At 61.4% G+C, this 16271-nt stretch carries 11 protein-coding genes; 5 read left to right on the forward strand and 6 right to left on the reverse strand.

Annotated elements, in window-relative coordinates:
* Positions 1-127 precede the first annotated feature (127 nt).
* Positions 128-1588 (reverse strand): D-alanyl-D-alanine carboxypeptidase/D-alanyl-D-alanine-endopeptidase, encoded by a 1461-nt coding sequence (gene dacB, locus PSFL_RS20165; protein ID WP_115128706.1) that lies wholly within the window; start codon positions 1586-1588, stop codon positions 128-130.
* Between the two features lie 237 nt (positions 1589-1825).
* Between dacB and PSFL_RS20170 the strand changes: the two genes are divergently transcribed.
* On the forward strand, positions 1826-2170 hold the full coding sequence (locus tag PSFL_RS20170; RefSeq protein ID WP_057444922.1) for a YggL family protein: 345 nt from the start codon (positions 1826-1828) through the stop codon (positions 2168-2170).
* 53 nt (positions 2171-2223) lie between these two features.
* Here the strand turns inward: PSFL_RS20170 and PSFL_RS20175 are convergent, their stop codons facing one another.
* Positions 2224-3414, reverse strand: a complete 1191-nt coding sequence (locus PSFL_RS20175) for a benzoate/H(+) symporter BenE family transporter (RefSeq protein WP_057439514.1) — start codon at positions 3412-3414, stop codon at positions 2224-2226.
* A 219-nt stretch (positions 3415-3633) separates the two neighbouring features.
* Between PSFL_RS20175 and PSFL_RS20180 the strand changes: the two genes are divergently transcribed.
* Positions 3634-4398: a GntR family transcriptional regulator gene (locus PSFL_RS20180; RefSeq protein WP_057439513.1), complete on the forward strand. Its 765-nt coding sequence runs from the start codon at positions 3634-3636 to the stop codon at positions 4396-4398.
* 174 nt (positions 4399-4572) lie between these two features.
* On the opposite strand, the gene guaD is transcribed toward PSFL_RS20180, so the two are convergent.
* The 4 genes from guaD to xdhA form a co-directional block, all read right to left on the reverse strand.
* Positions 4573-5877 carry a guanine deaminase gene (gene guaD / locus PSFL_RS20185; RefSeq protein WP_057439512.1) on the reverse strand — a complete coding sequence of 435 codons (1305 nt, stop codon included), beginning with the start codon at positions 5875-5877 and terminating at the stop codon, positions 4573-4575.
* A gap of 7 nt (positions 5878-5884) precedes the next feature.
* Positions 5885-6727, reverse strand: a complete 843-nt coding sequence (gene xdhC, locus PSFL_RS20190; protein ID WP_057439511.1) for a xanthine dehydrogenase accessory protein XdhC — start codon at positions 6725-6727, stop codon at positions 5885-5887.
* A 115-nt stretch (positions 6728-6842) separates the two neighbouring features.
* Positions 6843-9242, reverse strand: coding sequence for a xanthine dehydrogenase molybdopterin binding subunit (gene xdhB, locus PSFL_RS20195; RefSeq protein WP_057439510.1), 2400 nt, complete (start codon positions 9240-9242; stop codon positions 6843-6845).
* A complete protein-coding gene (xdhA, locus tag PSFL_RS20200) occupies positions 9235-10683 on the reverse strand; it encodes a xanthine dehydrogenase small subunit (protein ID WP_115128705.1) in 1449 nt (482 codons plus the stop codon). Before xdhA ends, xdhB begins: the two co-directional genes overlap by 8 nt.
* Positions 10684-10950: 267 nt before the next feature.
* On the opposite strand from xdhA, the gene PSFL_RS20205 reads away from it, so the two are divergent.
* From PSFL_RS20205 to zipA, 3 genes are all read left to right on the forward strand, one after another.
* A complete protein-coding gene (locus PSFL_RS20205) occupies positions 10951-11610 on the forward strand; it encodes a GntR family transcriptional regulator (RefSeq protein ID WP_397470414.1) in 660 nt (219 codons plus the stop codon).
* A gap of 2 nt (positions 11611-11612) precedes the next feature.
* Positions 11613-15101 carry a chromosome segregation protein SMC gene (gene smc / locus PSFL_RS20210; RefSeq protein ID WP_170059598.1) on the forward strand — a complete coding sequence of 1163 codons (3489 nt, stop codon included), beginning with the start codon at positions 11613-11615 and terminating at the stop codon, positions 15099-15101.
* A 253-nt stretch (positions 15102-15354) separates the two neighbouring features.
* Positions 15355-16218, forward strand: coding sequence for a cell division protein ZipA (gene zipA / locus PSFL_RS20215; RefSeq protein WP_057444921.1), 864 nt, complete (start codon positions 15355-15357; stop codon positions 16216-16218).
* The last annotated feature ends 53 nt before the right edge of the window (positions 16219-16271 follow it).

Genomic DNA, 16271 nt, shown 5'->3' on the forward strand with positions numbered 1-16271 from the left:
GGGAGCGGGCTTGCTCGCGATGACGGTGTATCAGTCGCCAGATGTATTGACTGACACACCGTCATCGCGAGCAAGCCCGCACACATTTAGTCCGCAGTGGTTGCAAAAGGTTGGTAAGCCAACCGCTCTATAGGCCCGGCGCAGCCGCCGCCAGCTTCGGCTGGCGATACAGATCCAGCAGCACCTGGTCCAGCACCGACGATGCACCCCACGGCTTCGGATCGTTGAGAATCGCCACCACCGCCCAGGTATTGCCATTGTTGTCACGGCTGAAGCCGGCAATCGCACGTACCGTGTTCAGGGTGCCGGTCTTGACGTGGGCTTCGCCGCGCAGGGCTGTGGTTTTCAGGCGCTTGCGCATGGTGCCGTCACTGCCGGCAATCGGCATCGAGCTGATGAACTCGGCCGCATACGGGCTTCTCCAGGCGGCCTGCAGCATGGTCGCCATTTCTCGGGCGCTGACCCGTTCGGCACGGGACAGGCCGGAACCGTTTTCCATCACCAGGTGCGGAGCCGTGATGCCTTTTTTCGCCAGCCACTGGCGGACCACGCGCTGTGCTGCCCTGGCGTCATCGCCGTCGGCATCAGTGCGGTATTGCGCGCCGAGGCTGAGGAACAGCTGCTGGGCCATGGTGTTGTTACTGTATTTATTGATGTCGCGGATGATCTCGGCCAGGTCCGGGGAGAACGCCCGGGCCAGGACCTTGGCGGTTTTTGGCACCGGGGCCAGTACGTCGCGGCCCTGGATCGTGCCGCCCAACTCTTTCCAGATCGCGCGCACGGCGCCGGCGGTGTAGGTGGCATGGTCGAGCAGCGACAGATACGTCTGCGAGCTGCAGCCATCGCCCAACTGGCCGCTGACGGTCACGGTGACACTGCCGTCGGCGGCGGTGACCGGGTTGTAGCGCACATCACCGGTGCACTGCTTGGCGTTGCTGGCCTTGACCTGATTGTCGATCTGGATGCTGGCAATCGGCGGTTCCACCGAGACCAACACCTTTCCCGAATCATTGCGGGTCACAAAGCGCAGGGCCTTGAGGTTGACCAGCAGGGCGTCCGGCTTGACCAGGAACGGCTTGTTGGCATCGTTGCCGTCGTCGTTGAACTCCGGCAGTTGGGGCTGGATAAAGAAGCCGCGGTCCAGCACCAGGTCGCCGGTGACTTGCTGTACGCCATTGGCGCGCAGGTCGCGCATCAGCAGCCAGAGCTTTTCCATGTTCAGCTTGGGATCGCCGCCGCCCTTGAGGTACAGGTTGCCCCGCAGGACGCCGCCACTGAGGGTGCCGTCGGTGTAGAACTCGGTTTTCCACTGATGGTTGGGGCCGAGCATTTCCAGGGCTGCGTAGGTGGTGACCAGTTTCATGGTCGACGCCGGGTTGACCGACACGTCAGCGTTGAACACCGTGGCGCTGCCGGGGCCATTGAGCGGAATCATTACCAGGGACAGGGCATCGTTCTGCAGTTTGGCTTTCTTCAGGGCTTCCTGGACTTTGGGTGGCAGGGTGGTATTGATCGGGGCGGCGGTGACTGAGAGCGCCAGGGGCAAAAGGAAACTGGCGAGTAATAATGGACGCAAGGATTTGATCATAAGAAGTAAGACCCTACTGCAGAGGAGGGTGAATATAGCGGGGGCTATGTAAGAAAATCCCCCAGTGGTCATGAAAGTGTCGGCATTATGCCCCAAGGTGGGGCTACTTGTGCCTCAACCATAGCTGCAAATGATGGATTTTTTTCGCGCTATCGTGCCACCCGTCTTGGATTGCCGGGCAATTCGCGCCTTAAACTGGTAGAGTGCCGGCCGTTAATACTTAAGAGGATTGTTCCAATGGCGACTAACCGTTCCCGGCGTCTGCGCAAAAAACTGTGCGTTGATGAATTTCAAGAGCTGGGTTTCGAACTGAACCTGGACTTCAAAGAAGGTTTGGACGATGAGGCGGTTGACGCTTTCCTCGAAGCATTCCTGACTGAAGCGATGGACGGCAATGGCCTGGACTACGTGGGCGGCGATGACTTCGGTCTGGTCTGCAAAGCCACCCGTGGTTCGGTCAACGAAGAACAGCGTGCCGCTGTTGAAGCGTGGCTCAAGGCTCGCCCAGAGCTGACCCGCGTTGAAGTCAGCGAACTGCTGGACGCCTGGCATCCAGAGACACCGGTTAACCCGGCTGTCTGATGTCATGAAAAAGCGACCCGCCCGGGTCGCTTTTTCGTTTCAAGGTATTAAATTCAGGCCTTGCGCCAGTTCAGAATCACCAGCGTCAACACCCCCGCAACAATCCCCCAGAATGCCGAACCGATGGAAAACAGCGTCAACCCCGACGCCGTGACCATAAAGGTGATCAGTGCTGCTTCCCGCTCCTTGGGCTCATTCATGGCAATGCTCAGGCCATTGATGATCGAGCCGAACAACGCCAATGCGGCAATCGACAGCACCAACTCCTTGGGCAATGCGGCGAACAACGCCGCCAAGGTCGCACCAAATACCCCGGCAACCCCGTAGAAAATCCCGCACCACACGGCGGCGGTGTAGCGCTTGTTGCGGTCCTCATGGGCATGGGGGCCGGTGCAGATGGCCGCGCTGATGGCGGCCAGGTTGATGCCGTGGGAGCCAAACGGCGCCAGCACCAGTGAGGCCAGTCCGGTGGCGGTGATCAGGGGTGAGGCGGGCACGTCGTAGCCATCGGCGCGCAATACCGCGACCCCGGGCATGTTCTGCGAGGTCATCGCCACCACAAACAACGGAATGCCGATGCTGATAGTCGCCGCCAGGGAAAAGTGCGGCGTGGTCCACACCGGCGTCGCCACTTCCAGGCTGAACCCGCTGAAGTCCAGGAGCCCCATCAACCCGGACAAGGCAGTACCGATCAGCAGCGCCGCCAGCACGGCATATCGAGGCGACAGGCGCTTGATGATCAGGTAGGTAAAGAACATGCCCAATACCAGGGCGGTGCGGTGCTGCGCGGCGACGAAAATCTCGCTGCCGATCTTGAACAGGATCCCGGCCAGCAGCGCGGCGGCCAGTGAGGCAGGGATCTTCTTCACCAGTTTTTCAAAGCTGCCGGTGAGGCCACAGATCGTCACCAGTACCGCGCAGGTGATGTAGGCACCGATGGCCTCGCCATAGCTGACCCCGCCCAGGCTGGTAATCAACAGCGCCGCGCCGGGGGTCGACCAGGCAATGGTGATGGGCGTGCGGTAGCGCAGGGACAAGCCGATGCTGCACACCGCCATGCCGATGGAAATCGCCCAGATCCACGAGGAAATTTGCCCGGTGGTCAGGCCGGCAGCCTGGCCGGCCTGGAACATCAGCACCAGGGAGCTGGTGTAGCCGGTCATCATGGCGATAAAGCCGGCGACAATGGCCGAAGGCGAAGTGTCGGCCAGTGGGCGCAGCGGCGCCTGGGTCGCGTCGGTCATGGGGCGGTGTTCCTTGTACCTGGGAAATCGTGGAATCAAGCCTAAACTCAAACGTAACTGACTGTTGCAATACAGCCGGTGGCGCAAACAGCCGTACAGTGTGTTGGCGCAACGGGTTGTGTACAATGTGCGCTGTTTTTACGCGATACTTGCCAGCGACCGCTGTACTCTTATTACAGTCAACGTCAATTCGCCGCCGTTCTCCCGACCCGAGTGCCCATGAACGAACAGTTGCAGCCCCTCAAGAAACAGCCGCGAGCCGGTAAGGCCGGTCGCAGTGGAACCCAGGACGATATCGTCTACGCGCATATCTTCGAGGCCATCCTCGAGCAACGCCTGGCGCCCGGTACCAAATTGAGTGAAGAAGCACTGGGCGAGATCTTTGGCGTCAGCCGCACCATCATCCGTCGCGCACTGTCGCGCCTGGCCCATGAAGGCGTGGTGTTGTTGCGCCCCAATCGGGGTGCGGTGGTGGCCAGCCCAAGCGTCGAGGAAGCCCGCCAGGTGTTCCTGGCCCGGCGCCTGGTCGAGCGGGCGATCACCGAATTGGCGGTGCAGCATGCCTCGACCGAAGAGTTGGCCGAACTGCGGCAGATGGTCAATGACGAGCGCGACAGCTTCTCCCGTGGCGATCGCGGCGCGGGTATCCGGCTCTCTGGCGAGTTCCACCTCAAACTGGCCGAAGCGGCAAAAAATGCCCCGCTGATCAGCTTCCAGCGCAGCCTGGTGTCCCAGACCTCGCTGATCATCGCCCAGTATGAAAGCGGCAACCGCTCACACTGTTCCTATGACGAGCACACCCAGTTGATCGATGCCATCGAAGCCCGGGATGTGGGGTTGGCGGTGAACCTGATGATGCACCACATGGATCACATCGACAGCAAGCTCAACCTCGATGAGGAAAGTGCGTCGGATGATCTGCATGCGGTGTTCTCACATTTGCTGCAGACCAAGAAGCCGGGTCGCTCCTCTATAAAACTGTAAGCCCCGATCAAACTGTGGGAGCTGGCTTGCCTTAATACCAGTCAGTCAAGCGCAGATCCCCTGTGGGAGCGGGCTTGCTCGCGAAAGCAGTGGGTCAGTCAACATCAATGTTGGCCGGGCCGACGTCTTCGCGAGCAAGCCCGCTCCCACATTGGTTTGTGGTGCCCTTCAAAATCAGCGTTGATGCACCAGTTGGCCCGCTGCATACGTCTGCATCACCGCCCGATCATCCCCCAGCGTCATCAACACAAACAACGTCTCGGCAATGTCCTTGGCCTGCTTCAAGCGATAGCTGAGCAGTGGCGTGGCGTTGTAGTCCAGTACCAGGAAGTCGGCATCGGTGCCCGGCTGCAGGGTGCCGATCTTGTCTTCCAGGCGCAGCGCTTTGGCGCCGCCCAGGGTCGCTAGGTACAGCGATTTGAACGGGCTCAGGCGTGCGCCCTGCAATTGCATGACCTTGTAGGCCTCGTTCAGCGTCTGCAGCAGGGAGAAACTGGTACCGCCCCCCACATCCGTGCCCAGGCCCACATTGAGCTGGTGCTTCTCGGCCATCGGCAGGTTGAACAAGCCGCTGCCGAGGAAGAAGTTCGACGTCGGGCAGAACGCGACCGCTGAACCGGCTTCGGCCAGGCGCGCGCATTCGTCGTCGCACAGGTGTACGCCATGGGCGAATACCGAACGTTCCCCCAGCAGCTTGTAGTGGTCGTACACGTCCAGGTAGCCACTGCGCTCCGGGAACAGCTCCTTGACCCATTGCACTTCCTGCAGGTTTTCACTGATGTGCGTCTGCATGTACAGGTCCGGGTATTCCCCCAGCAACTGCCCGGCGAGGGTCAACTGTTCCGGTGTGCTGGTAGGCGCGAAGCGCGGCGTAACGGCGTAGTGCAAACGGCCTTTGCCGTGCCAGCGCTCGATCAGCGCCTTGCTCTCCTGGTAGCCAGATTCGGCGGTGTCGGTCAGGTAGTCCGGCGCATTGCGGTCCATCATCACCTTGCCGGCGATCATGCGCAGGTCGAGCTTCTCGGCAGCCTCAAAAAATGAGTTCACCGATTGCGGGTGCACACTGCCGAACACCAGGGCGGTGGTGGTGCCATTGCGCAGCAGTTCCTTGATAAAGATATCCGCCACTTCTTCGGCGTGGGCTTTATCGGCGAACTGGCTTTCACAAGGGAAGGTGTAGGTGTTGAGCCAATCCAGCAGTTGTTCGCCGTAGGCCCCGACCATGCCGGTTTGCGGCAGGTGGATATGAGTGTCGATCAGGCCGGGGGTGATCAGCGCATCCTGGTAATGGGTGATTTCGATATCGGCCGCCAGCGTCGGCAGCAATTCGCTGGCATGCCCGAGGGCGCTGATCTGGCCGTTGTCGATCACCAGCAGGCCGTCCTCGAAATACTCATAGGAGGCGTCAATCCCGACGATGGCGGGGTCGGCGAGGCTGTGCAGGATGGCGGCACGGTAGGCTTTACGAGTCAAAGGCATGGTCGTCTCAATTCATAGCTTGGCTGCGGCGAGATACCGGCAGCAGTTTGGCAATGGGTTCGGCGCTCGCGGTGTGCTGGCCGAAGTTGGCGTTATAGGTGGCGATGATCTCGCCGGCGATGGAGATGGCGATTTCCACCGGCAATTTGCCCTTCACCTCGGTGAGGCCCATGGGGCAGCGCATGCGTTGCAACTGCGCAGCCTCGAAGCCGCGCTCACGCAGGCGGTGTTCAAACTTGACGCGTTTGGTCTGCGAGCCGATCAGGCCGAAGTAGGCAAAGTCATTGCGCTTGAGCAGGGCGGCGGTCAGTTCCAGATCCAGTTGGTGATTATGGGTCATGACGATGCAGTAACTGCCCGCTGGCAGGTCGGCAATTTCATCGACCGGCTCTTCGCTGACGATTTTACGCACGCCCTGGGGGATATGCTCCGGGAATTCCTGTTCCCGCGAGTCGATCCAGCGCACCCGGCACGGCAGGCTGGCCAGCAGCGGCACCAGGGCGCGACCGACATGGCCGGCGCCGAACACGGCAATCTGCGCCTGCACCTGGCCCATGGGTTCGAACAGCAGCACGGTGACGCCGCCACAGCACTGGCCGAGGCTGGCACCGAGGCTGAAGCGCTCCAGATGGGTGTTGTGCTGACCGCTGGCGAGCATGTCGCGGGCGATCTGCATGGCCTTGTATTCCAGGTGGCCGCCGCCGATGGTGTCGAAGGTTTGCGCGGCGCTGACTACCATCTTCGAACCGGCATTGCGCGGCGTGGAGCCGAGCTCTTCGATAATGGTCACCAGCACGCAGGGTTCACCCTGGTGTTGCAGGTCGGCGAGGGCGCTGATCCAGTTGTTCATGTCTACCTCAACATTGCTGTTGTCAGTCAGGCCGTCATCGCGGGCAAGCCCGCTCCCACAAGGGAATGCATTCCAAATGAGGGAGCGGGCTTGCCCGCGATGGCAGCACCTCGGTCTAGAGCGAAGCCATCTCGGTCTCAGCCTCAACCACCGTCGCCGCCTGCAATTGACGCATCTGCTCACAGCCCCACAACACCCGCTCCGGGGTCGCCGGCGCATCAATCTTCGGTTGATGGCGATAGTCACCCAGGCTCGCCACCGCATCCTTGATCGCGCACCACGAAGCAATCCCGAGCATAAATGGCGGTTCGCCCACGGCCTTGGAATGGAACACCGTGTCCTCCGGGTTCTTGCGGTTTTCTACCAGTTTGACCCGCAAATCCAGGGGCATGTCCGCCACGGCCGGAATCTTGTAGCTGGCCGGGCCATTGGTCATCAGCTTGCCCTTGTTGTTCCACACCAGCTCTTCCATGGTCAGCCAGCCCATGCCCTGGATAAAGCCGCCTTCGACCTGACCAATGTCGATGGCCGGGTTCAGCGAGGCGCCCACGTCGTGGAGGATGTCGGTGCGCAGCATCTTGTACTCGCCGGTCAGGGTGTCGACGATCACTTCGCAGCAGGCTGCGCCGAAGGCGAAGTAGTAGAACGGCCGGCCCCGCGCCTGGCTGCGGTCGTAGAAAATTTTCGGGGTCTTGTAGAAGCCGGTACTCGACAGCGACACCTGGGCGAAATACGCCTGCTGGATCAGCTCCTCGAACGTCAGGATCAGCTCACGCACCCGCACATGGCCGTTGTGGAATTCCACATCCGCCTCGCTGACGTCGTACTTGCGCGCAGCGAACTCCACCAGGCGTTGCTTGATGGTTTCGGCGGCGTTCTGCGCGGCCTTGCCGTTCAGGTCGGCGCCGCTGGAGGCGGCGGTCGGCGAGGTGTTGGGCACCTTGTCGGTGTTGGTCGCGGTGATCTGCACCCGGTCGATTTCCACCTGAAATATCTCGGCCACCACTTGCGCGACCTTGATGTTCAGGCCCTGGCCCATCTCGGTGCCGCCATGGTTCAAGTGGATGCTGCCGTCGGTGTAGATATGGATCAAGGCGCCGGCCTGGTTGAGGAAGCTGGCGGTAAACGAAATACCGAACTTCACCGGCGTCAGCGCCAGGCCCTTTTTCAGGATCGGGCTGTGGGCGTTGTACAGGCGGATCGCTTCGCGGCGTTCGGCGTACTGGCTGCTGGCCTCAAGCTCGGCGGTCATTTCTTCGAGCATGTTGTGCTCGACGGTCTGGTAGTAGTGGGTGACGTTGCGCTCGGTCTTGCCATAGTAGTTGGCCTTGCGCACGGCCAGCGGGTCCAGGGCCAGATGGCGGGCGATGGCGTCCATCACTTCCTCGATGGCGACCATGCCTTGCGGGCCGCCGAAACCACGGTAGGCAGTGTTGGAGGCGGTGTTGGTCTTGCAGCGATGACCGTTGACGGTGGCATCGCCCAGGTAATACGCGTTGTCGGAGTGGAACATCGCCCGGTCGACAATCGAGTTCGACAGGTCCGGCGAGCAGCCGCAGTTACCCGCCAGGTCCAGATTGATCCCGTGCAGGCGGCCGTTGTCGTCGAAGCCCACGTCGTATTCGATGTAGAACGGGTGGCGCTTGCCGGTCATCAGCATGTCTTCGACCCGTGGCAGGCGCATCTTGGTCGGCTGGCCAGTCAGGCGCGCCACCACTGCACACAGGCATGCCGGGCTGGCGGCCTGGGTTTCCTTGCCGCCAAAACCACCGCCCATGCGACGCATATCCACCACGATTTTGTTCATCGACACGTCCAGTACTTCGGCCACCAGTTTCTGCACTTCGGTGGGGTTCTGGGTGGAGCAGTAGACGATCATGCCGCCGTCTTCGGTGGGCATCACCGAGGAGATCTGGGTCTCCAGGTAGAAGTGTTCCTGGCCGCCGATATGCAGGGTGCCCTGGATACGGTTTTTCGCGCTCGCCAGGGCGCTCGCCGAATCACCGCGCTGGTGGGTGTGGCTGTCCAGCACGAAATGTTTATTGCGGAAGGCCTCGACCACATCCAGCACCGGCTCCAGGTCTTCGTATTCGATCACCGCGGCCATGGCCGCCTTGCGTGCGGTTTCCAGGTCGCGGGCGGCGACGGCCAGGACTACCTGGCCGACGAACTGCACGGTGTCGATGGCCAGCAACGGGTCGCCGGGCATCAGCGGGCCGATGTCTTTCAGGCCCGGCACATCCTCGTGGGTGATGACAATGCGCACACCGTCAAAGGCGTAGCAGGGCGCGGTGTCGATACTGAGGATCCGGGCGTGGGCGCGGTCGGACATGCGCGCATACAGGTGCAACTGGTTGGGGAATTCCAGGCGATCATCAATGTACTGCGCTTCGCCCGACACATGCTTGGCGGCGCTGTCATGCTTGACGCTACGCCCGACCCCGGACGTCAGGTCCTGGGCAAACAGCGCGGCCATTTCGGCTTGGGTTTTTACCACGGCGTGATGGTTAGACATAAGCGGTCACCCGAGTCTCGATGTGCGGCGTTTGCAGTTCGATGAAGTATTTGCGCAGCAGGTTCTGGGCGCTGAGCAGGCGGTATTCCTTGCTCGCACGGAAGTCCGACAGCGGGGTGAAATCCTCGGCCAGGGCCGCGCAGGCTTTCTCCACGGTGGCGCTGTTCCAGGTGGCGCCGATCAGCAGGGCCTCGCAGTGTTGTGCGCGTTTGGGGGTGGCGGCCATGCCGCCGAAGGCGACGCGGGCATCGCTGATCACTCCGTTGTCGATCTTCAGATTGAAGGCTGCACAGACTGCCGAGATGTCATCGTCCAGGCGCTTGGAAACCTTGTAGGCGCGAAACAGCGCGTGGCCCTTGGGCACGATGATCTTCTCGATGAACTCACTGTCCTGACGGGCAGTGACGCGGTAGTCGATAAAGTAGTCCTCCAGGGCCAGGGTGCGGCGCACGTTGCCCTTGCACAGCACGATCTGCGCGCCGAGGGCGATCAGCAGCGGCGGCGAGTCACCGATGGGCGAGGCGTTGCCGATATTGCCGCCGAGGGTGCCCTGGTTGCGGATTTGCAGGGAGGCGAAGCGGTGCAGCAGGTCGCCAAAGTCCGGGTATTCGTGGTGCAGCGCGCTGTAGCAGTCGGAGAGGGCGGTAGCGGCGCCGATTTCCAGGCGGTCGTCAAAGGTCTCGATGCGCTTCATGGCTTCAATGTTGCCGACGTAGATCATCACCGGCAGCACGCGGTGGAACTGGGTGACCTCCAGCGCCAGGTCAGTACCGCCGGCCAGCAGCCGGGCTTGGGGGTAGGCGTCGTAGAGGTCGGCCAGGTCGGCGACGGTCAGGGGCACCAGGCAGCGTTTGTCGCCGCTGTTCAGTTCGCCGGTTTGCGTCGGCGCGATGGCCTTGAGGCGGGCGATGGTCTGCGCCTCGCGGCTGTCGAACTGGTCCTGGGGCTTGTTGCAGCAGGCTTGCTCGGCAGCGGCCAGGATCGGCCGGTAGCCGGTGCAGCGGCACAGGTTGCCGGCCAGGGCTTCGTGGGCCTTGGCGTTGTCGGGGGCGTCGCTGTTTTTTTGCAGGGCGAACAGCGACATTACAAAACCGGGGGTGCAGAAACCGCATTGGGAACCATGGCACTCGACCATGGCCTGTTGCACGCTGTGCAGTTGGCCCTGGTGCTTGAGGTCTTCCACGGTGATCAGTTGTTTGCCGTGCAGGGATGAGACAAACGTCAGGCACGAATTGAGGCTGCGATAGCGAATCTGCTCGGCACCTTGCTCGTCGGTATGCAGCTCGCCGACTACCACGGTGCAGGCACCACAGTCGCCGCTGGCGCAGCCTTCCTTGGTTCCGGATTTGCCCAGGTGCTCACGCAGGTAGTTGAGCACAGTCAGGTTCGGGTCCAGGTCATGCTCGCTACGGAGCTCCTGGTTGATTAAAAACTGGATCACGGAAGGCCTCGCAGACTCATTATTGTTGTTAACCGCTTTGCGCCGAATCTAGTCATGTCTGACTTTTCGGTCAACGATTTTCTGACCAGGAGGTCAAGAAAATGCGATTGCAACACCTTTGATTATGGTTCAGATCCCTGTAACCGCCGTTTTCAGGGGCGCCTGGGCTTTATCGTCTGCTTATTTCATGCCAAATTCGGCGTTGCTGGCCCAGTGATTGCGCTACACTGCCGCCCTTGTACCGATAGCAGATTTTGAAGGGAAAACATGACGTTCAAGGCGCCGGATAGTCTTGCCGAGCAAATCGCTCACCACCTCGCCGAACGCATTATTCGCGGCGATCTCAAGCCTGGGGAGCGGATCCAGGAACAGAAAGTCACGCTGGCGCTCAATGTCAGCCGTGGCTCCGTGCGCGAAGCCTTGCTGATCCTCGAGCGACGGCACCTGATCGCCATCCTGCCGCGCCGTGGCGCCCACGTCACCGAGCTCACCGCGCACAAGGTGCAGAGCCTGTGCACGCTGATGAGCGAGCTGTACATCCTGCTGGGCAATGCGGTCGCCGAAGGCTGGCAGACCCAGGCCGACATGGCGCCCTTCGTGCAGATCCAGCAACGGCTGGTGAGCAATTTCGAGCGCCAGGACATCCGCGCTTTTGTCGAAGAATGCTTCAATGTCATGCGCGCCGCGTACCCCTTTGCCAATAACCCGTACCTGCAGGAAACCGTCGAAAACCTGCAACCGGCGATGAACCGCGCCTATTACCTGGCCCTGGATCAACGCAAGGCGTCGATGAGCGAGTACCTGGCGCTGTTCGAGCAACTGCTCGCCGCTGTACTGGCCCGTGATCTGCCGCAGATCCGCCAAGTGCTCTCGGCCTATTGCCAGCGCAGTTGTTCACTGGTTATCGCAGCCCTGGCGGACGCCTAAGCGTGCGGCTCAAGTGCATCAAACTGGCGGGGTTCAAATCCTTCGTCGACCCGACCACGGTGAACTTCCCCAGTAACATGGCGGCAGTGGTCGGGCCCAATGGCTGCGGCAAGTCGAACATCATCGACGCCGTGCGCTGGGTGATGGGCGAGAGTTCGGCGAAAAACCTGCGTGGCGAGTCGATGACCGACGTCATCTTCAATGGCTCCACCAGCCGCAAGCCGGTCAGCCAGGCCAGCATCGAACTGGTGTTCGACAACTCCGACGGTACCCTGGTGGGTGAATACGCCGCCTACGCGGAAATCTCCATCCGCCGCAAAGTGACGCGCGACAGCCAGAACAGTTACTTCCTCAACGGCACCAAGTGCCGGCGCCGCGACATTACCGACATCTTCCTCGGCACCGGCCTGGGCCCGCGCAGCTACTCGATTATCGAGCAGGGCATGATCTCCAAGCTGATCGAAGCCAAGCCCGAGGACCTGCGCAACTTTATCGAGGAAGCGGCCGGCATCTCCAAGTACAAGGAGCGCCGCCGCGAGACCGAAAACCGCATCCGCCGCACCCACGAAAACCTCGCGCGCCTGACCGACCTGCGTGAAGAGCTGGAGCGCCAACTGGAGCGCCTGCACCGCCAGGCCCAGGCCGCCGAGAAATACCAGGAATACAAAGGCGAAGAACGCCAGCTCAAGGCGCAACTCTCGGCGCTGCGCTGGCAGGCCTTGAATGACCAGGTGGGCCAGCGCGAAGCGATTATCGGCACCCAGGAAATCAGCTTCGAAGCCCTGGTGGCTGAGCAGCGCAATGCCGACGCCAGCATCGAACGCCTGCGTGACGGTCACCATGACTTGTCCGAGCGCTTCAACCTGGTGCAGGGCCGCTTCTATTCGGTGGGCGGCGATATTGCGCGGGTCGAGCAGAGCATCCAGCACGGCCAGCAGCGTTTGCGCCAGTTGCAGGATGACCTGAAGGAAGCGGAGCGCGCGCGCCTGGAAACCGAGTCGCACCTGGGCCACGACCGCACCTTGCTGCTGACCCTCGGCGAAGAGCTGGACATGCTCATCCCCGAGCAGGAAATCACCAGCGCCGCCGCCGAAGAGGCCGCCGCCGCCCTGGAAGAATCCGAAACCACCATGCACGGTTGGCAGGAGCAGTGGGATGCGTTCAACCTGCGCTCCGCCGAACCGCGGCGCCAGGCTGAGGTGCAGCAGTCGCGCATCCAGCAACTGGAAACCAGCATGGAACGCCTGGCCGAGCGCCAGCGCCGGGTCCTGGAGGAGCGCGCCTTGCTGGCCGCTGCCCCGGAAGACGCGGCGATCATGGCGCTGAGCGAGCAGCTGGCCGAAAGCGAAATGACGCTCGAAGAGCTGGAAGCCAGCGAAGAGCAGCAAGTGGAGCGCCTGGAGCAATTGCGCCAGGAACTGCAGCAAGCGACCCAGGCGCAGCAGCAGGCCCAGGGCGATTTGCAGCGCCTCAACGGGCGCCTGGCCTCCCTTGAAGCCTTGCAGCAGGCGGCACTGGATCCCGGCACAGGCACCGCAGAATGGCTGCGTGACCAGCACCTGGCCGAGCGTCCGCGCCTGGCCGAAGGCTTGAAGGTCGAAGCCGGTTGGGAACTGGCCGTGGAGACCGTGCTTGGCGCGGATCTGCAGGCGGTGCTGGTGGATGACTTTGGCGGGTTTGATTTGGCCGGTTTCACCCAGGGCGACTTGCGTCTGCTCAGCCCGGCAGCCGATGGCACCCGCGTGCCGGGCAGCCTGTTGGATAAAGTCGAGGCGCCGATTGATCTGTCGCCCTGGCTGGGCCAGGTCAAGCCGGTGGACTCCCTGGAACAGGCCCTGGCGTTGCGTGGCCAATTGGCCTCTGGCGAAAGCCTGATCAGCCGCGACGGCTACTGGGTCGGCCGGCACTTTTTGCGGGTGCGCCGCGCCAGTGAAGCCGAAAGCGGCGTATTGGCCCGTGGCCAGGAAATCGTCAACCTGAGTGCCGAGCGCGAAGAGCGCGAGGCGACCCTGGAGTCCCTGGAAACCCAACTGCAAACCCTGCGCGCCACCCAGCGCCAGCAAGAGACCGGCCGCGAACACTTGCGCCGCCTGTTGCAGGACGAAGCGCGCCAGCAGGGCGAACTGAAAGCCCAGCTCTCGGCCAGCAAGGCCAAGGCCGAACAGTTGACCCTGCGCCGTACCCGTCTCGATGAAGAAGTGGCCGAGATGGGCGAACAGCGCGCCCTCGAACATGAACAAGTCGGCGAAGCGCGCCTGCAGTTGCAGGACGCCCTCGACAGCATGGCCCTCGACACTGAGCAGCGCGAACTGCTGCTGGCCCAGCGTGACAGCCTGCGTGAACGCCTCGATCGGGTACGCCAGGAAGCGCGCCAGCACAAGGATCACGCCCACCAGTTGGCGGTGCGCCTGGGCTCGTTGCGCGCTCAGCACGATTCCACGCGCCAGGCCCTGGAGCGCTTGGAGATGCAGTCCGAGCGCCTGACGGAAAAGCGCGAGCAACTGAGTCTCAACCTGGAGGAGGGCGAGGCGCCCCTGGAAGAGCTGCGCTTGAAGCTCGAAGAGTTGCTCGATAAACGCATGAGCGTCGACGTAGAACTCAAGACCGCGCAGATCGCCCTGGAAGACGCCGACCGCGAACTGCGCGACGCAGAAAAGCGCCGAACCCAGGCCGAGCAACAATCACAATTGATCCGCAGCCAGCTCGAACAGCAGCGCATGGAATGGCAGGCCCTGACGGTGCGCCGCAAAACCTTGCAGGATCAGTTGCTGGAAGATGGCTACGACCTGCACGGCGTGCTCAATACCTTGACCGCCGAAGCCAACGAGAAAGAAGCCGAAGAAGAACTTGAGCGCATTGCCGCGCGCATTCAGCGACTCGGCGCGATCAACCTCGCCGCCATCGACGAATACCAGCAGCAGTCCGAGCGTAAACGTTACCTGGATGCCCAGAACGCCGATCTGGTGGAAGCCCTGGACACCCTGGAAAACGTCATTCGCAAGATCGACAAGGAAACCCGTAACCGCTTCAAAGATACCTTTGATCAGATTAATGGCGGTTTACAGGCCCTATTCCCAAAAGTTTTCGGCGGTGGCAGCGCTTACTTGGAACTGACGGGCGAAGATCTACTCGATACAGGGGTAACGATCATGGCGCGGCCTCCGGGCAAGAAGAACAGCACCATCCATTTGTTGTCCGGCGGCGAGAAGGCCCTGACCGCATTGGCCCTGGTGTTTGCCATCTTCAAGTTGAACCCGGCGCCGTTCTGCATGCTCGATGAAGTTGACGCGCCGCTGGATGACGCTAACGTTGGACGCTATGCCCGCCTGGTTAAAGAGATGTCCCAGACGGTGCAGTTCATCTATATCACCCACAACAAGATCGCCATGGAAATGGCGGATCAATTGATGGGGGTGACCATGCATGAACCAGGCTGTTCGCGACTGGTGGCGGTGGATGTGGAAGAGGCGATGGCAATGGTGGAAAGTTAGCGCCAAGTTGCTAGCTTCAAGGGGCATGAGTGTCGGCTTGAAGCTTATGATTTGTAGCTTAATTCCTGCGTCAGCCGACACATTTTGCGCCAACTGTGTAAAGTTATCTTTGGTCGTGCTAGTTTAATGTCAATTTTTCGTATGCGTGGGCAAAACGTCAGTCAGAACATAGAGTTGGCGCCACGTTTTAAAGCGGTTTGCACGGTGCTAAACCCCTTATTTTTCAGCATTTTTTATAGAGGCAAGGGATTACATGGAAATCGGTCTGCGCGAGTGGCTGATCGTCATCGGCATTATTGTAATAGCCGGTATTCTTTTTGATGGCTGGCGCCGTATGCGCGGCGGCAAGGGCAAGCTGAAATTCCGTCTGGACCGTAACCTGTCCAATTTGCCCGACGACGACGGCGCTGCCGAGCTGCTGGGGCCGCCCCGTGTCCTGGACACCCATAAAGAGCCGCAGCTGGACGAGCACGACCTGCCGTCGATGAGCGCCCCGGTGCGTGAAGCCCGCGAACCGTCGTCCAAACGTGGCAAGCGCGGCAGCGCTGCTGTGGCCGAGCCGCATCAGGGCGACCTGAACCTCGACGTGGACGAAGGCCCGAGCTTCAGCAGTCGCGATGGTGATTTCCCGGATGAAAGCCCGGCCAAGAGCGCGCCACGTGAGTCCACCAAGGACCAGCCGGCAGCTGAAGAAGTGCTGGTGATCAGCGTGATCTGCCGTGACGCGGCCGGCTTCAAGGGCCCGGCGCTGTTGCAGAACATCCTGGAAAGCGGCCTGCGTTTTGGCGAGATGGATATTTTCCACCGTCACGAAAGCATGGCCGGCAACGGTGAAGTACTGTTCTCCATGGCCAACGCGGTCAAGCCGGGCACCTTCGACCTGGACGATATCGACCTGTTCAGCACCCCGGCCGTGAGCTTCTTCCTCGGTCTGCCAGGCCCGCGTCACCCGAAACAGGCGTTCGACGTCATGGTGGCCGCAGCCCGCAAGCTGTCCCAGGAACTCAATGGCGAGCTCAAGGACGACCAGCGCAGCGTGCTGACCGCCCAGACCATCGAACACTACCGTCAGCGCATCGTCGAGTTCGAGCGTCGCGCCCTGACACAGAAACGCTGAGGACGGGTCTTCAGCGTTGTCAGTAGAATTAAGCGCACTAACATATTGAGCAG

It is taken from the genome of Pseudomonas sp. DD1 (assembly GCF_044510355.1).
GTDB classification, from domain to species: Bacteria; Pseudomonadota; Gammaproteobacteria; order Pseudomonadales; family Pseudomonadaceae; genus Aquipseudomonas; species Aquipseudomonas shahriarae.

What these genes read in the sequence shown, in the direction of transcription:
- PSFL_RS20170 (WP_057444922.1), top strand. Translation starts at nt 1,826, where the DNA reads ATGGCGACTAACCGTTCCCGGCGTCTGCGCAAAAAACTGTGCGTTGAT.
- PSFL_RS20180 (WP_057439513.1), top strand. Translation starts at nt 3,634, where the DNA reads ATGAACGAACAGTTGCAGCCCCTCAAGAAACAGCCGCGAGCCGGTAAG.
- xdhC (WP_057439511.1), bottom strand. Translation starts at nt 6,727, where the DNA reads ATGAACAACTGGATCAGCGCCCTCGCCGACCTGCAACACCAGGGTGAA.
- dacB (WP_115128706.1), bottom strand. Translation starts at nt 1,588, where the DNA reads ATGATCAAATCCTTGCGTCCATTATTACTCGCCAGTTTCCTTTTGCCC.
- PSFL_RS20205 (WP_397470414.1), top strand. Translation starts at nt 10,951, where the DNA reads ATGACGTTCAAGGCGCCGGATAGTCTTGCCGAGCAAATCGCTCACCAC.
- guaD (WP_057439512.1), bottom strand. Translation starts at nt 5,877, where the DNA reads ATGCCTTTGACTCGTAAAGCCTACCGTGCCGCCATCCTGCACAGCCTC.
- PSFL_RS20175 (WP_057439514.1), bottom strand. Translation starts at nt 3,414, where the DNA reads ATGACCGACGCGACCCAGGCGCCGCTGCGCCCACTGGCCGACACTTCG.
- zipA (WP_057444921.1), top strand. Translation starts at nt 15,355, where the DNA reads ATGGAAATCGGTCTGCGCGAGTGGCTGATCGTCATCGGCATTATTGTA.
- xdhB (WP_057439510.1), bottom strand. Translation starts at nt 9,242, where the DNA reads ATGTCTAACCATCACGCCGTGGTAAAAACCCAAGCCGAAATGGCCGCG.